Source organism: Aurantiacibacter luteus (assembly GCF_001010945.1).
GTDB lineage: Bacteria > Pseudomonadota > Alphaproteobacteria > Sphingomonadales > Sphingomonadaceae > Alteraurantiacibacter > Alteraurantiacibacter luteus.
The window spans coordinates 693,855-714,081 of the sequence record NZ_LBHB01000002.1; the positions used below are offsets into that span (position 1 = coordinate 693,855).

Annotated in this window: 19 protein-coding genes; 10 read left to right on the top strand and 9 right to left on the bottom strand. The window is 68.0% G+C overall.

Features of this window, described 5'->3' with window-relative positions:
* The first annotated feature begins 122 nt into the window (after positions 1 to 122).
* From AAW00_RS09890 to AAW00_RS09905, 4 genes are read left to right on the top strand one after another with little or no spacing between them, the layout of a single operon-like run.
* On the top strand, positions 123 to 869 hold the full coding sequence (locus AAW00_RS09890; RefSeq protein ID WP_047004162.1) for a DUF4167 domain-containing protein: 747 nt from the start codon (positions 123 to 125) through the stop codon (positions 867 to 869).
* 23 nt (positions 870 to 892) lie between these two features.
* On the top strand, positions 893 to 2,491 hold the full coding sequence (gene lnt, locus AAW00_RS09895) for an apolipoprotein N-acyltransferase (protein ID WP_047004163.1): 1,599 nt from the start codon (positions 893 to 895) through the stop codon (positions 2,489 to 2,491).
* 50 nt (positions 2,492 to 2,541) lie between these two features.
* A complete protein-coding gene (gene metK / locus AAW00_RS09900) occupies positions 2,542 to 3,750 on the top strand; it encodes a methionine adenosyltransferase (protein ID WP_047004164.1) in 1,209 nt (402 codons plus the stop codon).
* 1 nt (position 3,751) lies between these two features.
* Positions 3,752 to 4,990 (top strand): DUF418 domain-containing protein, encoded by a 1,239-nt coding sequence (locus AAW00_RS09905; protein ID WP_047004165.1) that lies wholly within the window; start codon positions 3,752 to 3,754, stop codon positions 4,988 to 4,990.
* 56 nt (positions 4,991 to 5,046) lie between these two features.
* Here the strand turns inward: AAW00_RS09905 and AAW00_RS09910 are convergent, their stop codons facing one another.
* From AAW00_RS09910 to AAW00_RS09920, 3 genes are all read right to left on the bottom strand, one after another.
* Positions 5,047 to 5,421: a hypothetical protein gene (locus AAW00_RS09910; RefSeq protein ID WP_047004166.1), complete on the bottom strand. Its 375-nt coding sequence runs from the start codon at positions 5,419 to 5,421 to the stop codon at positions 5,047 to 5,049.
* A 20-nt stretch (positions 5,422 to 5,441) separates the two neighbouring features.
* Complete coding sequence (locus AAW00_RS09915) at positions 5,442 to 5,876, bottom strand: hypothetical protein (protein WP_047004167.1); 435 nt, start codon at positions 5,874 to 5,876, stop codon at positions 5,442 to 5,444.
* A gap of 139 nt (positions 5,877 to 6,015) precedes the next feature.
* Complete coding sequence (locus AAW00_RS09920; protein ID WP_047004168.1) at positions 6,016 to 6,561, bottom strand: GbsR/MarR family transcriptional regulator; 546 nt, start codon at positions 6,559 to 6,561, stop codon at positions 6,016 to 6,018.
* A 170-nt stretch (positions 6,562 to 6,731) separates the two neighbouring features.
* Between AAW00_RS09920 and AAW00_RS09925 the strand changes: the two genes are divergently transcribed.
* The 4 genes from AAW00_RS09925 to AAW00_RS09940 are packed head-to-tail and all read left to right on the top strand — an operon-like array spanning position 6,732 to position 10,004.
* Positions 6,732 to 7,655 carry an ABC transporter ATP-binding protein gene (locus AAW00_RS09925; RefSeq protein WP_241461684.1) on the top strand — a complete coding sequence of 308 codons (924 nt, stop codon included), beginning with the start codon at positions 6,732 to 6,734 and terminating at the stop codon, positions 7,653 to 7,655.
* Positions 7,652 to 9,154, top strand: coding sequence for an ABC transporter permease (locus tag AAW00_RS09930; RefSeq protein WP_047004170.1), 1,503 nt, complete (start codon positions 7,652 to 7,654; stop codon positions 9,152 to 9,154). The genes AAW00_RS09925 and AAW00_RS09930 overlap by 4 nt, the downstream gene beginning before the upstream one ends.
* A 48-nt stretch (positions 9,155 to 9,202) precedes the next feature.
* The gene (locus AAW00_RS09935; RefSeq protein ID WP_047004171.1) at positions 9,203 to 9,547 is read left to right on the top strand and encodes an ArsR/SmtB family transcription factor; all 345 of its coding nucleotides are present in this window, start codon (positions 9,203 to 9,205) and stop codon (positions 9,545 to 9,547) included.
* Positions 9,540 to 10,004, top strand: coding sequence for an SRPBCC domain-containing protein (locus AAW00_RS09940; RefSeq protein WP_082125008.1), 465 nt, complete (start codon positions 9,540 to 9,542; stop codon positions 10,002 to 10,004). Before AAW00_RS09935 ends, AAW00_RS09940 begins: the two co-directional genes overlap by 8 nt.
* On the opposite strand, the gene AAW00_RS09945 is transcribed toward AAW00_RS09940, so the two are convergent.
* The 4 genes from AAW00_RS09945 to AAW00_RS09960 are packed head-to-tail and all read right to left on the bottom strand — an operon-like array spanning position 9,991 to position 12,862.
* The gene (locus AAW00_RS09945; RefSeq protein WP_047004172.1) at positions 9,991 to 10,674 is read right to left on the bottom strand and encodes a glutathione S-transferase family protein; all 684 of its coding nucleotides are present in this window, start codon (positions 10,672 to 10,674) and stop codon (positions 9,991 to 9,993) included. The genes AAW00_RS09940 and AAW00_RS09945 overlap by 14 nt on opposite strands.
* Before the next feature lie 6 nt (positions 10,675 to 10,680).
* Complete coding sequence (locus tag AAW00_RS09950) at positions 10,681 to 11,316, bottom strand: CoA transferase subunit B (RefSeq protein WP_047004173.1); 636 nt, start codon at positions 11,314 to 11,316, stop codon at positions 10,681 to 10,683.
* Between the two features lie 26 nt (positions 11,317 to 11,342).
* On the bottom strand, positions 11,343 to 12,140 hold the full coding sequence (locus AAW00_RS09955; RefSeq protein ID WP_047004174.1) for a hypothetical protein: 798 nt from the start codon (positions 12,138 to 12,140) through the stop codon (positions 11,343 to 11,345).
* Between the two features lie 2 nt (positions 12,141 to 12,142).
* Positions 12,143 to 12,862, bottom strand: coding sequence for a CoA transferase subunit A (locus AAW00_RS09960; protein ID WP_047004175.1), 720 nt, complete (start codon positions 12,860 to 12,862; stop codon positions 12,143 to 12,145).
* Between the two features lie 437 nt (positions 12,863 to 13,299).
* On the opposite strand from AAW00_RS09960, the gene AAW00_RS09965 reads away from it, so the two are divergent.
* Complete coding sequence (locus tag AAW00_RS09965; RefSeq protein ID WP_047004176.1) at positions 13,300 to 15,615, top strand: CDC48 family AAA ATPase; 2,316 nt, start codon at positions 13,300 to 13,302, stop codon at positions 15,613 to 15,615.
* A 24-nt stretch (positions 15,616 to 15,639) separates the two neighbouring features.
* On the opposite strand, the gene AAW00_RS09970 is transcribed toward AAW00_RS09965, so the two are convergent.
* Complete coding sequence (locus AAW00_RS09970) at positions 15,640 to 16,731, bottom strand: mechanosensitive ion channel family protein (protein ID WP_052761867.1); 1,092 nt, start codon at positions 16,729 to 16,731, stop codon at positions 15,640 to 15,642.
* A gap of 59 nt (positions 16,732 to 16,790) precedes the next feature.
* A complete protein-coding gene (polA, locus tag AAW00_RS09975; protein WP_047004177.1) occupies positions 16,791 to 19,658 on the bottom strand; it encodes a DNA polymerase I in 2,868 nt (955 codons plus the stop codon).
* 213 nt (positions 19,659 to 19,871) lie between these two features.
* On the opposite strand from polA, the gene AAW00_RS09980 reads away from it, so the two are divergent.
* Positions 19,872 to 20,144 (top strand): hypothetical protein, encoded by a 273-nt coding sequence (locus AAW00_RS09980; protein WP_047004178.1) that lies wholly within the window; start codon positions 19,872 to 19,874, stop codon positions 20,142 to 20,144.
* Positions 20,145 to 20,227 lie beyond the last annotated feature (83 nt).

The window sequence follows — 20,227 nt, forward strand, 5'->3', positions numbered from 1 at the left end:
TACCGCCTTGCTGATGCGCAGATGATGGACGAACCGGTGCCCGCAGGCGCGCGCACCCGATATGGGGTCACGGCCCGACCGCGCGGCGGCGGGCATACGAAAGCCAGGGAAGCGACATTCCTTTGAACCAGAACCGGAACAACAATCGGCGTCGCGGTCGCGGCAACAACAACCGTGGCGGCGGTGGCGGCGGGCAGATGCAGGGCAACCGCATCGACAGCCGCGCCCGCGGCAACGCGCCGCAGATGCTCGACAAGTACAAGAAGCTGGCGCACGAGGCCTCGCTCAACGACGACCGCGTGCAGACCGAGTACTACCTGCAGTTCGCCGATCACTACTTCCGCGTCATCGCCGATACCAAGGCGCAGAAGGACGAGCGGCAGGGCCGGCAGGACGACCGCTCCGATGATCGCGACGACGAGGACGGCGACGAGGATCAGCGCGACGAACGCCAGGATCGCGGCAACCGGCAGCGGGGCGATCGCGGCGACCGCAACGATGGCCGCAGCGATGGCCGTAGCGGCGATGCCCGCGGCAATGAGCCGCGGGGCCGCGCACGCAGCCAGCCGCAGCAGGGCTCCGAAGGCGAGAGCGGCGACCAGCAGGACGAGGACAATCCCTTCACCCGCGATACGCGCGCGAACGACGATCGCCCCAAGGCCCGCAAGCCGCGCCGCCGCAAGGATGCCGACGAGGAAACGTCCGCTGACAACGGCGGCGGGCTCGATCCGGCCATGCTGCCGCCCGCCATCGCCCGCTCGGGCGGTAGCGAGGACGAAGAGGCGGCTCCGCGCAAGCCGCGCAAGCTCGCCGTCCGGCGCAAGCCCAAGGGTGACGACGAGGACGGTGCGCTCGAAGCCGTAGGCTGAGCCCCCGGGGCCGCGCACAGGTCATGGCCGCTGCCGCCCTACCATTGATCGACCGCCAGCCCGGCCGCCCGTGGCTCTGGGCGCTCGCGCTCGGCCTCGTGTCGGCCACCGGGTTCCAGCCGATCGGCCTGTGGCCGCTGGCGCTGCTGGCGATGGGCCTGTTCACGCTGCTCGTGGCCCGCACCGCAAGCTGGAAGCAGGCCGCCTGGCTCGGCTGGCTGCTGGGCTGGACGCATTTCACGCTCGGCAACGTGTGGATTGCCGATTCCTTTACCCACCAGGCGCAGATGCCCGCCGTGCTGGGCTGGCTGGCCGTGCCGCTGCTGGCGGTCTATCTCGCCGTCTATCCCGCCATCGCGGCGGGCACCGCCCGGCTCGTCGCCCGGCATGGGGCGGGCTGGGGCTTCGCGCTGGTCTTCGCCGGAACGTGGGTCGTCGCCGAATGGCTGCGCAGCTGGGTCTTCACCGGCTACGCCTGGAACCCCTTTGCGATGGTGCTGCTCGGCGGGTTCGCGCGGCCGGGGCTTGCCGCGCTGGCGCCGTGGATGGGCACCTATGCCCTTTCGGGCGTGGCGGTGTTCCTCGCCGCGGCGATCGTGTTGCTGCTGGCAGAGCGCCGCCGCCGCACGGCGCTGCTGGTAGCGGCACTGATCCTCGTGGGCATGCTGCTGCCCGCCTCCGCGCCGCGCGAGGGCACGGTGCGCCTCACCATCGCGAAGCCGGTCATCCCGCAGGCGGCGCTGAACGATCCGCGCGCGTTCGAGGCGAACTACCAGTCGCTCGCCCGCCTGTCCCCCCGCACGGACCCCGCCGACACATCGCCGCGACTGGTGCTCTGGCCCGAGAGCGGCATGGCGGACTTTCTGCAGGACGGGTATCCGCAGCGCTATTACGACCAGACCACGGCGATGGGCAGCGCCGAGTTCGCCCGCCGCCGGCTGGGCGCGACCGTGGGCGTGGGCAGCGTGCTGCTGACCGGCGGCACCGAGCTGGAAATCGGTACGGGCGAGGACGGCGCGCGCCGCGCGACAGGCGCGCGCAACGTGGTGACGGCGCTCGCCGCCAACGGCGAGGTGATCGACCGCGTGGCGAAATCGCACCTCGTCCCCTACGGCGAATACCTGCCGATGCGCGCGCTGCTCGAACCGCTCGGCCTGTCGCGGCTGGTGGCGGGCACCATCGACTTCCTGCCCGGCGACGGCCCGACGACCATCGACCTCGGCGTGCTGGGCAAGGTGAGCCCGCAGATCTGCTACGAGATCATCTTTGCCGGCCAGGTCGCCGATCGCGGCGATCGGCCCGACTACATCGTCAACCCGTCGAGCGAGGGTTGGTTTGGCGGCTTCGGGCCGCCGCAGTTCATGGCGCAGGCGCGGATGCGCGCGATCGAGGAAGGGCTGCCGGTGCTGCGCGCCACCAACAACGGCATCAGCGCCGTCATCGATCCGCGCGGCGTGGTGCGCCAGCATCTGGGGCGTAGCGAGGAAGGCACCATCCAGGCGGTCATCCCCCCCGCCGCGCCCCCGACGCTTTTTGCAAGGCTGGGCAATGTCCTGTCGCTTGTCTGGGCAGCAGCATTCCTTTTGGCAGGCTTCGTTGCCATGCGGGGAAAGGCTCGTTAGAGCCGCCCGAAATTCCCCTTAAGTTCCATTACGAGAAGGCAATCTCCAACATGCGCCACAATTACCTGTTCACGTCCGAAAGCGTCTCCGAAGGCCATCCGGACAAGGTTTCCGACCAGATCTCCGATGCCATCGTCGACTTCATGCTGCGCCACGACAACGAGGCGCGCGTCGCCTGCGAGACGCTGACCGCCACCCAGCGCGTGGTGCTGGCGGGCGAAATCCGCTGCCGCGGCGTCTACGAGAACGGCGACTGGGTCGAAGGCAAGAGGGAAGAGATCGAGGCGCTCGCCCGCCAGACGGTCAAGGAAATCGGTTACGAGCAGGACGGCTTCCACCACGAAACGCTGACCTTCGAGAACCACCTCCACGGCCAGAGCGCGCACATCGCGCAGGGCGTGGACGCCGGCGGCAACAAGGACGAGGGCGCGGGCGACCAGGGCATCATGTTCGGCTTCGCCTGCGACGAGACCGACGACCTGATGCCGGCCCCGCTCGATTACAGCCACAAGATCCTCCAGAAGATGGCCACCGACCGCAAGAGCGGCAAGGCGCCCTTCCTCGAGCCCGACAGCAAGAGCCAGGTCACCCTGCGCTACGAGAACGGAAAGCCGGTCGAATGCACGGCGGTGGTCGTCTCCACCCAGCACGCCAAGGGCTACGACGAGGGCGACAAGGAAGCCGAGCTGCACGCCTATGTAAAGGGCGTGGTGAAGAGCGTGCTGCCCGATGGCCTGGTGACCGATGCCACCGAATGGCACATCAACCCCACCGGCAGCTTCGAGATCGGCGGACCCGACGGCGACGCGGGCCTGACGGGCCGCAAGATCATCGTCGACACCTACGGCGGCGCGGCCCCGCACGGCGGCGGCGCGTTCAGCGGCAAGGATCCGACCAAGGTCGATCGCAGCGCCGCGTACATCACCCGCTACCTCGCCAAGAACATCGTCGCCGCAGGGCTGGCCACGCGCTGCACGATCCAGCTCGCCTACGCCATCGGCGTGTCGAAGCCGCTGTCGCTCTACGTCGACACCCACGGCACCGGCACGGTCGACGATGCGAAGCTGGAAGAGGCGATCAAGGGCATCGAGAAGCTCGGCGGCCTGACCCCGCGCTCCATCCGCACGCACCTGGGCCTCAACAAGCCGATCTACCGCCAGAGCGCGGCCTACGGCCACTTCGGCCGCAAGGCGGAAGGCGATGCCTTCCCGTGGGAGCGCACCGACCTGGTGGACGACCTGAAGGCCGCCGTGGCCTGATATGGAAGCGACGCCGACCACCCAGTCCGGCGTCGCCACCGATCCCGCACCCCGCACCCGCGTGCAGGCGCTCGATGCGCTGCGCGGGGTGGCGGTGATGGGCATCATCCCCATGAACGTGCTCGTCTGGTCGATGGTGCCGGCGGGTTATTTCAACCCGCGCGCCGATATCGTGGCCGGGGCCGGACCGCTCGAGGTCGTGCTCTGGACGCTGACCTTCGTGCTGGTGGAGGACAAGTTCCGCACCCTTTTCGCCGTGATGGTAGGCGCGGGCATCGCCATCCTCATCGACCGCGCCCGGGCGAGAGAGGGCGCGCATCCCTTGCGCGAACACTATGCCCGCATGGGTGTGCTGATGCTGATCGGCGTGGCGCATTCGCTGCTGCTGGCGGACAACGACATCCTCAGGAGCTACGCGGTCGCCGGCTGCGCGCTGCCCTTGTTCCTGCGCTGGCCGGTGCGACGGCTGCTGTGGGCCGTGGGCATCCTCGTGGCGCTGGAAATGGCGCTGACCTCTGTCTGGGCCGTCATGAACCTGACCACGCAGGACGCCGAAATGCGGGCCGCCATGGAAAGCTCGTTCGGAGCGGGCATCGACATGACCCCCTACCTCGACCGCGCGCGCGAGATGTTCGACGAGCGGGTCGTGCGGCGGCTGGGCGAAGGCATCAAGATGGTGCTCGGCGGTCTCGACGGGCTCAGGAACAACCTCGCCTGCATGGTGCTGGGCGTGGCTCTGTGGCGTTCGGGACTGCTGGCGGGCGAATGGCCGCGCAAACGGTTGTTGCGGCTGGCGCGGCGGCTGGCGCTGCTCGCGCTCCCGGTGCTCGTCGGCCTGGCGGCCTGGACGATCGCCAGCGGCTTCGATGCCGCCGTGGTCGCGAGCAATGCCATCGCCTTTTCCATCCCTTTCGACATGGCGCTGGGCACGGCCTACGCGGCGCTGGCGATGGCGGTCTTCGCGAGCGGCGGCGCGTTGACGGCGCGGCTGGCGGCGGCAGGGCGCATGGCGCTGAGCAATTATCTCATGACCAGCGTGATCTTTGCCGTCCTGTTCCGCGCTTGGGGCCTTGGCCTCTACCTGCAGGTGGGACGCGGGGTGGCGGATGCGCTGGTGCTGGTGCCGGTCGCCTTCATCCTGCTGTGGTCGCCGCTCTGGCTCGCGCGCTTCCGGCAGGGCCCGGCGGAATGGCTGTGGCGCAGCCTCGCGGCGCTCAGGCCCATGCCGCTGCGGCGCTGACACGCGAAAGGGCGGCCCCGCCCGGGAGCCGCCCCCATTCGCCGCGCAGGCAATGCTCAGGCGAGCTTCGCCCCGTGGTTCTCCCGCACCCAGCGCCCGACCTTGCGGCCGTACTGGGCGATGGCGTGCATGTTGAAGAAGTGCCAGCACCCCAGCACCATGACCGCGAGGCCCACCTTGGTGGCGACGAAGCGGATCGCCTCGGCCAGCGTGGTCGGCTCGGTGCCGAGGCTGATGGTCAGCAGGATGAAGCCGATGTTGACGAGGTAGAAGCCGACCACCAGCAGGTGATTGGTGCTGCGCGCCAGCACCTCGTCGTGGCCGAAGCAGTCGACCAGGAACACCTCGCCATTCACGCTGAGGGTCCGGGCCACCCAGCCGGTCATGGCGATGGCGATCACGAGGTAGGCGAGATAGCTGAGTTCGGTCATGGGTCTTCTCCTTCTTCGCTTCAGAACAGCAGGTCGTGGATTGGGTTGATCGGTGCGGCAGGGGTGGTGGCAGCGGGGCGCTGCGCCAGGCTCTCGCGCCACCTGCCCCACACGCTGCCCGCGGTAAGTCCCGCGAGCGCGCCGAAACAGCCGAGGAAAAACCCGCCGACGCCAACGAACAGGGGGTCGCTACCCTCGACGATTATCAGAGCGAGTGTCGGCAGCACGGCGCCGCCGAGAGCCCCGACCCGCTCGTAGCGCCGCCTCGTTTCGGGCGGCTCCTCCATTATCAGCGAAGTGGCCGGAAGGCCGACGAACACCATGCCGGCGCATGTGCCGCCCGCCGCGATCAGCAAAGGCAGGAGCGCCACCAGCAGTCCGTGTGCCAGTTCTCCGTCGGTCATCATGCCGATGCCGATTGGCACGGAGGCGATGAGGAAGAGCCCGCCACCCACCAGCGCCCCTCCGGCGACGGCGCGGCAGAAGGCCAGGAGCGCTGCAGGAGTTTAAGCTTCTGCTCTTTCAGGAATTACCGAAATATGGGGTCGTGCGTCGTTGGTCATCGTATGTCCTCTTCGCGCTATCGGATGTTGGTCAGCCCTTCTGGCCTCGCACCGGCACGAAGCGGGCGACCTTGCCGCCCAGCTTCATCAGCGCCACCAGCGTGCCCTTGGGCAGGCGGCGCACGTCGTCGAACCAGCCGGTGAGCGTGCCCATGAACTCGTGCATGCGGCCGATCCGCTCTGCGATATGCGGTGGCACGTCCTTGCGCCCCTCGAGCTGCGCGGCGAGGTCGGAGAGCACCAGCAGCGTCGGATCGATCTCGCGCTTCTTGCGCTCGACAGTGATGCGCATGAGCATTTCCCACAGGTCGGTCTCGGCCACGAAATGATCGCGCCTGTCGCCGCTCACGTGCTGGCGGCGCACGATGCCGTAGCCCTGCAATTCCTTGAGCGCGGTCGAGACGTTGCTGCGCGCGAGGCCGAGCGTGTCGCAAATTTCCTCGGCGTGGAGCGGGCGGTCGCTCAGGTAGAGCAGCGCGTGGACCTGGCTAACCGAGCGGTTGACGCCCCAGTGGCTGCCCATCTCGCCCCAGTGGAGGATAAAGGCCTGCGCCTCGGGGATGTCGGTGATGGCCACGGCTTCGACTCGCGTTCCTCAATTTCTGTAATTTCAGAAATACACGGTGTGCATGTCCTGTCAATCGCCATGCTTGCCAACCGCGCACTCGCGGCTAGGATGGCTGCAATGACTGTCGTGTCGGGCTGGCGCGGCGAACGGATGGGGAATTTGCAATGCCAGCCAGTGCTTTGGCTTTCGAAGCCGTCACCAAGCAATTCGGTACCTTAACCGCGGTCGATGACCTCAGCTTCGCCGTACCTGAAGGGAGCGTTTTCGGCTTCCTCGGCGGCAACGGCGCGGGCAAGACCACCTCGCTGCGTATGGCGCTCGATATCCTGACGCCCACGGCGGGGCGCATCGACGTGCTCGGCCAGCCGCCCAGCCGCGAGAACGCCGCGGCTATCGGCTTTCTTCCCGAGGAGCGCGGGCTCTACAAGAAGATGAGCGTGCTCGACACGATCGTCTATTTCGGGCGGTTGAAGCGCATGGAGGCGGGTGCGGCCAAGGCATCGGCGATGGCCCTGCTCGAACGGCTGGGCCTCGCCGACCGCGCCAAGGCCCCGATCGAGAAGCTTTCCAAGGGCATGGCGCAAAAGGTCCAAGTGGCGACCGCGCTGGTCAATTCGCCGGGCCTGCTGATGCTGGACGAACCGTTCTCCGGCCTCGACCCGGTCAACCAGGCCATGCTGGAGGACCTCATCGCCGATGCCGCGAAGGGCGGGGCGACGGTGATCTTTTCCACCCACGTCATGCAGCACGCCGAGCGGCTGTGCGACCGGCTGCTGCTGCTGGCGCGGGGGACAAAGCGGTTCGAGGGCACGCTAGACGAGGCGCGCGGCGCGCTGCCCTTCCGGCTGGTGCTGGCGGCGCGCGGCGATCCCGCCGGCCTGCCCGGCGTCATGAAGGCGACCCGCACCGGCGGTGACGGCGACTGGGGCGAATACGCGGTCGAAATGGCCGACGGCGCCGCGCCCGAAGGGCTGCTGGCCCATTGCACCGCGAACGGCGTGGCGCTCAATCGTTTCGACGTCCACCGGCCCAGCCTGCACGAGGCCTTCATCCATTTCGTCGGCTCCGACCCGGCCACGCCCGCAGGGGAGGCCGCACGATGAGGGACGTCCTGCTCGTCGCCATTCGCGAGATCCGCCAGATCACCGCGACCAAGGGCTTCTGGATCATGCTGATGGCGCTGCCGGTCGCCATCGCCGTTTCCGGCTTCGCTTCCAGCGCCTTTGCCCCCGAGGACAGCACCGCCTACACCGTGGTCGACGAGACCGGCACCATCGGCGAGGGCATTACCGAGCGGCTGGCGCTGCGCGACCGGCAGCAGGAACTGCGCGACCTCGCCGAATATGCCGAGCGCTACGACCTCCAGGCCATCGACCCGCAGGCGCCTTGGGCGGACCGGCAAGCGTGGCTGTCCGAGGCCGAAGTGCGCCGCTTCGCCGAGGCCGGCGGGGCGGAGGCGGCGGTGGAGCGGATCGCGCCCGACCTCCCGGCAGGCGTGCCGCCGTTCGAGCTGGAAGACCCCTCCTACGTTGCCGTGCCCCTGCCGGACGGCGTCGCGCTCACCGCGGCAAACGGCGAAATGGGCAGTGCGTTGCAGGCCGCTTTCGAGAACGACATCGCGGTGGACGGCAGGACGCTGCCCTACGGCGCGGTGCTCTATATCCCGCAGAACTTCGGGGAGCCGGGCGCCGCGGCGCGGGTCTATACCAACGGGCGCTCCAACCAGACGCTGATCCAGGCCTTCCGTGACGGGCTGGACGGCGCGCTGCGCGACCGGATGTTCGCCGCGCAGGGGATCGCACCCGCCACCGCGCAGGCGATCGAAGGCATGGCCGCGCCGCTCGCCGTCATCGATCCGCCGCCGGGCAGCGGCCGGACGGAGGTAATGACGCGCTCTCTGGTGCCGCTGGCGCTCGTTTACCTGCTGCTGATTACCGCGGTCACGACGGGCTCGATGATGCTGCAGGGCGTGGTGGAGGAGCGGTCGAACAAGCTGTTCGAGAGCGTGCTGGCCTGCATCAGGCCCGATGCGCTGATGCAGGGCAAGCTGCTGGGCCTCGGCGCGGTCGGCATCGTCATCGTGCTGGTCTGGGCGGGAACGGGGCTGGCGGGCGCGATGTACTTCGAAGGCTTCGCCGCCGAGGTGGTCAAACCCTCGCTCGCCGCGCTCGACGATCCGTTGCTGATCGCGGCGATGATCTTCTACTTCTTCGCCGGCTACATCGTGCTCGCCATGCTGTTCCTCGCCATCGGCGCGGTCAGCGAATCGATGCAGGACGCGCAGAGCTATCTCACCCCGGCCATCCTGCTGGTGATGATCCCGGTGATGATCCTGATGCAGGCGGCGATCGGCAGCCCCAATTCGCCCGTCGTGCAGGTCCTCTCGTGGGTGCCGCTTTACACCCCCTTCGCCATGCTCGCTCGGCTGGCGACGGGCGTGGCGACGTGGGAGATCCTGGGCACGATCGCGCTGATGGTGGCCTTCATCTGGATCGAACTGAAGCTGCTCGGCCGTATTTTCCGCGCCAGCCTGCTGAACGACGGCAAACCAACACTGAAGCGTATCGCGAGTTGGGTGCGGTCGCCGGGTAGGCAGAGCTAATCGCACTTTGCGCTTGCGATCGCAGCAGTGCCTATAATAGTTAGCTCAATGGCTAACTATTCACCCGACCTCGACCGCGTGTTCGGCGCGCTTGCCGAGCCGACGCGGCGCGGCATCGTCGCGCGGTTGTCGAAGGGCGAGGCGACGCTGGGCGATCTTGCCGCGCCTACCGGCCTTCGTCTGCCCACGGTCATGCGCCATGTCGCGGTGCTGGAGGAGGCGGGGCTCGTCGCCACGCGCAAGGCGGGCCGCCGGCGCATCTGCACCCTGCAGCCCGAGGCGCTTGCGACCGGGCTCGACTGGATGGAGGCGCAACAGGCCTGCTGGCACGCGCGGCTCGATCGGCTGGAACGTATCGTGATGCAGCAAGACAAGGACAACACCGATGATTGAAGAGACCGGTGATGAAGCCGAACGCACAATGGTGGTCGAACGCACGATTGCCGCGGCCCGGAGCAAGGTCTGGGCGGCCTGGATCAACGAGGAGACGCTGCCCCAATGGTGGGGCCCCGACGGCTTCACCTGCCGCACGAAGCGCATCAATCTCAGATCACGTGGCGAGTGGGTGTTCGACATGATCGGGCCCGACGGGACGGTCTATCCCAATCACCATCTCTACCGCGACATCGTGCCGGAAGACTCGATCGACTATGTCCTGCTGTGGGGCGAGAACGGGCCCGAACACGCCCGCGTCCACGTGAGCTTCAGCGAGCGCGACGGCGCGACGCATATCGTCATGACGATGGTCTTCGCCAGTATAGAGGAATGCCGCAAGGCGATGGACATGGGCGCGGCCGAACTCGGCCAGCAGACGCTGGGCAAGCTAGAGGCTTTCGTCAGCCGGCCCTGAAATCCTGCGTGACGCGCCCGCAGGCGGCCAGCTCCGCCTCGTGGCTCGCCTCGCGCCAGGTCTCGGCGAGCGCGGCCTCCTCCCACTCGCGCATCGCCGGGTGAGCCAGCACGTGCTCGACCCACACCTGTCCGGCGCCTACGTCGAGGCCGTAGGTCCGTACGCGGTAGGCGACGGGTGCGAAAAAGGCGTCGAGCGCGGTGAAGTCCGGCCCCGCCAGCCACGGCCCGCCGAAACGCGCGAGGCCCTCTTCGAACAGTTCGCGCACCCGCGCCACGTCGCGCGCCAGTGCCGCGTCGTGCGGTCCGGTCTCGGCGCGCACGCCGACGTTCATCGTGCACTGGCTGCGCAGTGCGGAGAACCCGCCGTGCATCTCCGTCACGCCGCACATGGCGAACGCGCGAGCCACTTCGTCGGCTGGCCAGATGCCGGCGTGCCGCTCCGCCAGGTAGAGCACGATGCCGAGCGAATCCCAGACCGTCGTCTCGCCATCCAGAAGAACCGGCACCTGCCCGGTCGGCGAAAAGGCGCGGAATTCGTCGTAGTTCTTGGGCCTGGTGAAGGGCTCGATGCGGTCGGCGAAGGGGATGCCCAGCGCCTTCATCAGCACCCACGGCCGCAGCGACCAGCTGGAATAGTTCCGGTTGGCGGTGATGAGGGTGTAGTCCATGCCGCCTCAGCTCACGTAATGCGCCGTGGTCTTGGCCGCGACCTCGTCCGCGCTCACGCCGCTTGCCAGCTCGACGAGCCGGAACGGGCTGGCGTGATCGGGGCGATGGAACACGGCGAGGTCGGTGATCACCATGTCAACGACATCGGTGCCCGTCAGCGGGAGGGTGCAGGAGGGGATGAACTTGGGGCTGCCGTCCTTGGCGGTGTGCTCCATGACGACGATGATCTTCTTCACCCCGGCGACAAGGTCCATGGCCCCGCCCATGCCCTTCACCATCTTGCCCGGAATCATCCAGTTGGCGATGTCGCCGTTCTCGGCCACCTCCATCGCGCCCAGGATGCACAGGTCGATGTGCCCGCCGCGGATCATGGAAAAGCTCGTCGCGCTGTCGAAATAGGCGCTGTGCGGCAGTTCGCTGATGGTCTGCTTGCCGGCGTTGATGAGGTCGGGATCCTCCTCGCCCGCGTAGGGGAAGGGACCGATGCCGAGCATCCCGTTCTCGCTCTGCAGCGTTACCTGCATCCCGTCGGGAATATGGTTGGCGACCAGCGTGGGGATGCCGATGCCGAGGTTGACGTAATAACCGTCCTCCAGCTCGCGGGCGGCGCGGGCGGCCATCTCGTCTCGGGTCCAGGGCATAGTCGGTTTTCCTTCGGTCGGGCGTCTTAATCGAGCGGGGCGGGAACGAGAAACCAGCCCGAGCCGAGCATCGCTTCCAGCGGAGAGGCGGCGCTCTGGTCGAGCAGGTAGGTGTAGAGGTCGTCGAAATCGGCGCGTTCGTCACCCGCGATGGCGACGAGGCAATGCGTTTCGAGCAGCGCGCGGCGGCGCGACTGGCGGGTCTCGCCGGGATAGCGCTGGACGAACAGCGGATCGCGGCCTGTGGGGTCGAGCCGGGTGGCGAGCAGCATTTCGCGAATGCGCCCGGCCTCGGTCGGCTCGCGGTCGGTCATCCACGCGATCGCCACGTTCTTGCGTCTGAGGTCGTCGAGCACGGCGACGAAGGCAGGATCGGGAGCGGCGCCCATCGCCAGCGGCACCAGCGCGCCCGCCGGATCGAGATCGACCAACACCGCGGGCACTTCCTTCTGGCAGCGTGCCCGCGTCGGGGAAAGGCTGGCGGGATTGTCGAGCAGGACCGAATAGCGCGTGCCCTCTTCCGCCAGCGCGCGTGCGGCGAATGTGTGGAGGGCAGCGAGCGGTCCCTCGTCCGGGATCGCCGCCGCCGGGGCGGGCAACTCGCTGGTCTCGAGCAGGGTGAAGCTGGCGTAGGCGGCGACGTCCACGTCGTCGGGGTCGATGGCGTTACCCTCGGCGATGGCCTGCCGCGTGCGTTCGCCGAAGATCACGTTGCGCGCGAGCAGGCCCCCGCTCGCCGCCACCGGCACGAGCGCGAGCGCCACGCAGCCCTGCAAAGCGAGGGTGGCCGCGGCCAGCAGCAGGAGGCGCGCGCGGGCAGGCAAGATCAGGCGGTCTCGCGCTCGCGCGTGGTCACGAACTCGATCTTCTTGTCGTAGGGCGCGCCCAGCACCAGCCGGTTCACGAACACGCCGGGCAGGTGGATGCTGTCGGGGTCGAGCTCGCCCGGCTTCACGATTTCCTCCACCTCGGCCACGCAGATCCTGCCGCAGGTGGCGGCGGGCTGGTTGAAGTTGCGCGCGGTCTTGCGGAAGACGAGGTTGCCGGTCTCGTCCGCCTTCCACGCCTTGACGATGGAGAGGTCGGCAAAGATGCCATGTTCGAGGATGAAGTCCTCCGGCCCGTCGCCGCGGTCGAACTGCTTGATCTCCTTGCCCTCGGCCACCTGGGTGCCGACGCCGGTCTTGGTGTAGAAACCGGGGATCCCCGCCCCGCCTGCGCGCATGCGCTCGGCGAGCGTCCCCTGCGGGCAGAACTCCACCTCCAGCTCTCCGGAGAGGTACTGGCGTTCGAACTCCTTGTTCTCGCCGACGTAGCTGGAGATCATCTTCGACACCTGCCGCGTGCGCAGCAACTTGCCGATGCCCTCGTTGTCGATGCCGGCATTGTTGCTGGCAAAGGTGAGGTTCTTCACCCCGCTCGCCTGAATGGCGTCGAGCAGCCGTTCCGGAATGCCGCACAGGCCGAACCCGCCCGCCGCGATGGTCATGCCGTCGCGCAGCACGCCGTCCAGCGCGGCCTCGGCGTCGGGATAGATTTTCTGCATGGCTGGCGTCTCCGGAAGGTTGCGGCGTGTGACCGGCGAATAGAGCCTCGGCGGCGCGATGTCACCCCGTGCCGATGGCAATGGTGCAACGCAAAACGAACTGAGTCGGGCGTTATGGTTAGGGTGCTTCCGGTTAGTCCGAGAGACGACAATCCATTGATAACAGGAGAAATTTCGCACTAGTTGCATTTCCCGCAACACCGCTTGCCCTTTTCGCACTTGCGAGATGGGCGCGATCCCAGCATATGTCTCCCTGCCTTTCAGGCATCCTCTCCCAAAACTTCCAGGCCCGGTCGGCAACGACCGGGCCTTTTTTCTTGCTCGCCCCTTCGGCACGCGAAAACGCGGCACCATCGGCCCACTCGCCTGTTTGTAATGCGAGGGAGGGCACCTTAGCTGTGCCTCTCGTATTGCAAGTTTCGAGGACAAGAGCCCGCATGGCCCAGGACAACGCCGCCGAAGACATCGAACAGGGAACCGCCCGCCTCCAGGTCGCCGCCGCACGGCAAGAGGAATCCGGCCGCGGCGTGGTCCGCATTCCGCGCTCCGCCTTCCAGGCGCTCGGCATTACCGAGGGCGACGCGGTCGAGATCGAGGGCAAGCGCGCCACCGTCTCCATCGCCGTCCCTGCCTACGAGGAGGACGAGGCGCTCGCCGTTATCCGGCTCGACGGCCTGCAGCGCGCCAATGCGGAAACCTCCTCGGGCGAGCACGTGATCGTGCGCCGCGCCGAGAGCGTGGCTGCCACGCGCGTCGTCTTCGCCCCCGCGCGCAAGGAAATGCGCCTGCAAGGCCCGGGCGACGCCTTGAAGCGCGTGTTCTTCAAGAAGCCGCTGGTCGCCGGCGACCTCGTCGCCACGCACGGCCAGCAGCCGGTGCAGAACGTGCCCGCCAACGTGCGCCGCATGTTCAACGCGCCCGCCTACGCGCTTACCGAGATCCGCCTGCAGGTTGTCTCGACCAGCCCCAAGGGCATCGTGCACATCGACGAGAACACCGAGGTCGAGCTGCGCGCCGAGTTCGAAGAGCCGCGCAGCGCGCGCGGGATGATCAACTACGACGACGTCGGCGGCATGGAGGACACCATCAAGCAACTGCGCGAGATGGTCGAGCTGCCGCTGCGCTATCCCGAACTCTTCACCCGCCTCGGCGTCGATCCGCCCAAGGGCGTGCTGCTGCACGGCCCGCCCGGCACCGGCAAGACCCGGCTTGCGCAGGCCGTGGCGAACGAGAGCGATGCAGAGTTCTTCGCCATCAACGGGCCCGAGATCATGGGTTCGGCCTACGGCGAATCGGAAAAGCGCCTGCGCGAGGTGTTCGAGGAGGCCGAGCGCAGCCAACCCGCCATCGTCTTCATCGACGAGATCGATTCGATCGCGCCCAAGCGGCAGAACGTCCAAGGCGAGGCTGAGAAGCGCCTCGTCGCCCAGCTGTTGACGCTGATGGACGGACTGCAATCGCGCGCCAACCTCGTCGTCATCGCCGCCACCAACCGCCCCGACGCGGTGGACGAGGCGCTGCGTCGCCCGGGCCGCTTCGACCGCGAGATCGTGATCGGCGTGCCCGACGAGCAGGGCCGGCGCGAAATTCTCGCCATCCACACCCGCGGGATGCCGCTGGGCGACGGCGTGGACCTGGCGGAACTGGCACGCTCCACCCACGGCTTCGTCGGCGCGGACCTCGCCGCGCTCACCCGCGAGGCGGCGATCGAGGCGGTGCGACGCATCATGCCCCGGCTCGACCTCGACGCGCGCGAGATTCCGCCCGAGGTGCTCGCCGAACTGCAGGTCGAGAAGGAAGACTTCCGCGAGGCGCTGAAGCGCGTGCAGCCTTCCGCCATGCGCGAGGTGATGGTGCAGGCCCCCACCGTGGGCTGGGCCGACATCGGCGGCCTCGGCGAAGCGGAGGAGAAGCTGAAGGAAGGCGTGGAGCTTCCGCTCAAAAACCCGCAGGCCTTCGAGCGTCTTGGCATCCGTCCGGCCAAGGGCTTCCTGCTCTACGGCCCGCCGGGCACCGGCAAGACGCTGCTGGCCAAGGCCGTCGCCAAGGAGGCGGAGGCGAATTTCATCTCGATGAAATCGTCGGACCTGCTCTCCAAGTGGTACGGCGAGAGCGAGCAGCAGATCGCCCGCATGTTCGCCCGCGCCCGCGCGGTCGCCCCGTGCGTCATCTTCATCGACGAGATCGACAGCCTCGTGCCCGCGCGCGGGTCCGGCGCGGGAGAGCCGCAGGTGACGGCGCGGGTGGTCAACACCATCCTCGCCGAGATGGACGGGATGGAGGAGCTGTCATCCATCGTCGTCATCGGCGCGACCAACCGGCCGACGCTGGTCGACCCGGCGCTGCTCAGGCCCGGGCGTTTCGACGAACTGGTCTACGTCGGTGCGCCCGACGAGGCGGGCCGCGAGCACATCCTCGGCATCCACACCAAGGCCATGCCCCTGGCCGACGACGTCGACCTCAAGGCCATCGCCGCGAAGACCGAGCGCTTCACCGGTGCGGACCTTGAGGACGTCACTCGCCGCGCCGGCCTCAATGCCATCCGACGGTCCAACGGTGCGCCCGACAGCGTCACCAAGGCCGACTTCGACGAGGCGCTGGAGGACAGCCGCGCCACCGTCACCGCGCAGATGGAAGAGGAATACAAGAAGATGAAGGGCGAGCTGAAGAAGCGCGCCATGGAGGTGCGGCCGATCGGCTTCCTCACCGAGGGCATGGTCTCGAGCACGCGCGAGCGCAAGCACGAGGACTGACGCCTCGCACCGGGCATCGGGGGGCTAGTGCGGCCCCCCGGCCTCGGGCGCCTTTTCATGGCCGCCGGGCAGTTCCAGCCGGTGGCGGATCAGTGCCTCGGGCTGGTTCTCGCGCAGCCAGGCGAGCATGTGCTCGCGCACCGCGCAGCGCAGGTTCCACACGTCGCCGATCGTCGCGGCGCTGACCGTCAGGCGCAACTCGACGCTTTCGGGATAGGCCTCCGTCACCAGCAGGTTGGCCGTGCGCTTGTCCCACAGCTCGTGCGAGGCGACGAACTGCTCGAACTCCGCGCGGATCGGGGCGACGTCGGTGATCGGATCGAGATGGAGGAAGACCGGCCCGGCCAGTTCCTCGTTGCGGCGCGACCAGTTCTCGAAGGTATCGTCGAGGAAGCGGCCCGTGGGCACGATCACCGCCCGCTCGTCCCAGGTGCGTATGATGACGAAGGCCATGTGGATTTCCTCCACCCGGCCCGTGTGCCCGTCCACCTTGACCATGTCGCCGAGGCGCAGCGGCTCGGTGATGGCGACCTGCAGGCCGGCGATCAGCGACTTGAGCGCCGGCTGCGCCGCGGCACCCACGGCGAGGGCGGCGAGACCGGCGGAGGCCAGCAGCGTCGCGCCGATGTTCTGCACCGCCGGGATGGCGAACAGCATCAGCCCGACGGTGATGAAGATGATCGCGAACATGGCCGTGCGCGAGAGGATGGCGATGCGCGTGCGGCGGCTGCGCACGGCCACGGGGTCCGCCGCGGCGTCGAGCCGCATCTCCATGGTCGCGGTCCAGGCCTTGACGATGGCGTAGATGATCCAGCCGAGCAGGGCCGGGCGCAGGAACTTCGCCAGCGGCTCCCACACCGTGGCGAGCAGCGGATCGGCCTGCGCCGCGAGCGTCACGGCAATGGCGATCAGCGCCCACTTGATGGGCGAGCGGATGCGCGCGAGCACGAGGTCGTCGGCGGGCGAATCCGATGCGCGCGCCAGGCGCGTCACCAGTGGATAGACGATGCGATAGACGAGCCAGGCGGCGAAGACCGCGGCCACCAGCGCAAAGGCGGCGTAGCTCACGTCGGTCCAGTCGATGCCCCAATCGCGCGGGTCGTAACGGTCGAACATGGCGGGCCACCTATGGGGCGGGGGCGGGGGATGCAACCCCGGCGCCCCTGCACGGGGCGCTAGTGCGCGTCGTCCCAGCTGGGTCCGTGGCCGATCTCGATGCCCAGCGGCACGGTCAGTTCGACCGCGGGGAGCGCGGCCTCCGCCATGACGCGGGCGATGACGGGACTGGCGGCTTCGACGTCGCCTTCGGGCAGCTCGAACACCAGTTCGTCGTGCACCTGCAGCAGCATCCGCACATCCGGCAGTCCGGCCTCGAGCAGTGCGGGCGTCATGCGCGCCATGGCCCGCTTGATGATGTCGGCGCTGGTGCCCTGGATCGGTGCGTTGATGGCGGCGCGCTCGCTGCCCTGCCGCTCGTTCTGCTGCTTGGAATTGATGCGCGGAAACCAGGTCTTGCGGCCGAAAAGCGTCTCCGAATAGCCCTTCGCGCGCACGCTCTCGAGCGTTTCGTGGATGTAGTTGCGGATGCCGGGGAAACGCTGGAAGTAGGTATCGATGATGTCCTGCGCCTCGTCCGCCTCGATGCCGAGCCGGCCGCCCAGGCCCCAGCGGCTGATGCCGTAGAGGATGGCGAAGTTCACCGTCTTGGCCCGCGCGCGCGTGTCGCGGTCGACCGTGCCGAACATTTCCTGCGCCGTGCGCGAGTGAATGTCCTCGCCGCTGGCAAAGGCCTCCTTCAGCTGCGGTACGTCGGCCATGTGCGCCGCGAGCCGCAGCTCGATCTGGCTGTAGTCGGCGGCGAGCAGGACATTGCCGTCCTCGGGTACGAAGGCCTTGCGGATCTCGCGTCCGATTTCGGTACGGATGGGGATATTCTGCAGGTTCGGATCGGTCGAAGACAGCCGCCCGGTTTGCGCACCGACCAGCGAATAGGACGTATGTACGCGCCCCGTTTCGGGGTTGATCGCGGCCTGAAGCGCCTCGGTGTAAGTCGAGCGCAGCTTGGTCAGCTGCCGCCATTCGAGCACCTTGTTCGCGATCGGCGCGCCTTCGCCCGCGAGGCGTTCGAGCACGCTCTGATCGGTCGAATACTGCCCGCTCTTGCCCTTCTTGCCGCCTTTGTGGCCCAGCTTGTCGAACAGCACGTCGCCAAGCTGCTTGGGGCTGCCGATGGTGAAGGGCTCGCCCGCCAGCTCGTGAATCTCGGTCTCCAGCCCCGCGGTGGTCTCGGCAAAGGTCTCGGAGAGTTTGGCGAGCGCAGCCTTGTCGACCTTGATGCCTTCGCGCTCCATGCCCGCGACCACCGGGATCAGCGGGCGGTCCACCCGCTCGTAGACGCGCGTCGCGCCTTCTTCGGGCAGGCGGCGCTTCAGCACCTGGTAGAGCCGCCAGGTCACGTCGGCATCCTCGGCCGCGTACTGCGTGGCCTTGTCGAGCGGCACCTCGCCGAAGGGGATGGCCTTCTTGCCGGTGCCGCAGACGTCCTTGAAGGTGAGCGTCGTGTGGCCGAGATGGCGCTGGGCTAGCTCGTCCATCCCGTGCCCGCCGCCGATCCCGTCGAGGCTGCGGCCCGCGTCGAGATCGAAGCTCATGATCATCGTGTCCTCCACCGGCGCGACGACGATGCCGGCGCAGCGGGAGAGGATCGTGATGTCGTACTTGATGTTCTGACCGACCTTGAGGACGGCGTCGCTCTCCAGCATGGGCTTCAGCACGGCGATGGCGGCGGCGCGGTCCACCTGCTGCGGGCGCTCGGCGAACATGTCGCTGCCGCCGTGGCCCAAGGGAACGTAGCAGGCATCGTTGGGGCCGAGCGCCAGGCTGATGCCGGTAAGTTCGGCGCGCATGGGGTCGAGGCTGCTGGTCTCGGTATCGATGGCGATCATGTGCGCGGCCTGCGCGCGCGCGGTCCAATGTTCCAGCCGCTCCAGCGTCTGCACGCATTCGTAGGCCTCGCGGTCCACCGCCGGCCACTCGGGGAGCGGCTGGGCATTGCCCGCGGGCGCGGCTGCGGCGCCCTGCTGGCTCTGCTTCGCAGGGTTGAGGTTGGTCGGCCGGTCGGGGCTGCCCGCGCCCGCGCCGAGGCGCTTCAGCAGCGAGTGGAAGCCGTGCGTCTCCAGGAAAGCGGCGAGCGGTTCGGGAGGGATGCCGTCGAGCTTCATGTCCTCCAGCGCCACGGGCAGAGGGCAATCGCACTTCAGCTCCACCAGCACGCGGCTGAGTTCGGCCATTTCGCGGCCTTCCAGCAGGCGTTCCTTGAGCTTGGAAGCCTTCATGTCGGCGGCCGAATCGAGCGCGGCGGCGAGCGAGCCGTTATCGGCAATCAGCTTGGACGCGGTCTTGGGGCCGATGCCGTAGATGCCGGGAATGTTGTCGACGCTGTCGCCCATCAGCGCCAGGACGTCGCCCAGTTGCTCGGGCGGGACGCCGAACTTGGCGACCACGTCCTCGCGCCCGATGCGCGCGTCCTTCATGGTGTCGAGCATGTCGATGCAGCCGCCCGTCGTGACGCCTGGCTCGAGGTCGCCCTCGCCGCACTGGCCGATGAGCTGCATCAGGTCCTTGTCGGAACTGACGATGGTGACGTCCCAGCCCTTGCGGATGGCGGCCTTCGCGTAGCTCGCGATCATGTCGTCCGCCTCCACGTCCGGCTCCTCGATCACCGGCAGGCTGAAGGCGCGGGTGGCATCGCGGATCAGCGGGAACTGGGGCACGAGATCCTCGGGCGGATCGGGGCGGTGGGCCTTGTAGTCGGCGTAGAGTTCGTTGCGGAAGCTGTGGCTCGACTTGTCGAGCACCACGGCGAGGTGCGTCGGCCCGTCGGCCTTGTCCAGATCGTCGGCCAGCTTCCACAGCATGGTCGTGTAGCCGTAGACCGCGCCCACGGGCGTTCCCTCGGGATTGGTGAGCGGGGGAAGGCGATGATAGGCGCGGAAGATGTAGGCCGACCCGTCGACCAGATAGAGATGTTGCTTGTCCGACATGGGCCCGCTGCTAGCACGGCCGCTGGTGCCGGTCAGCCGCAATCGCAGGATCGTTTTCGGAGGCGCGCGCCTCCATTCGCCGCATTTGCGCCACAATCCCCTTGCGCCTGCCCAAATGTGGCCTTATTTGGGCAAGTGAGCCGGTCGGAAGCCGGCTTTGGGAAAGGGCGAAAGCCCGGCCTCAATTGAAGATCGCAAGAAAGGATTTCTCCTATGCGCAAGATTGCTCTCGTCGCCGCCATCTCGGCCGCCGCCCTGTCGCTCGCCGCTTGCTCGGAATCGACCGAACAGAACGCTGAAGACGCCGTGGACGGCGCCGCTGCCGACACCGCCGCCAACGCCGACGCGATGGGCGAAGCCGTCGAAGACGCGACCGCCGATGCGGCCGCCAACGTCGACCAGGCTGCCGAAAACGTGGACGATGCCGCTGCCGCCGCCGAAGGCGAGATGCAGAACGAGTCGACCGCCGAAGCCCAGGCCGACTAATCGAGCCTGGCCTCAGCGCCAAAAAGAAGGGGCGCGACCAGCGATGGTCGCGCCCCTTTCCTTATGCCTGCCGTCCGTCTCGC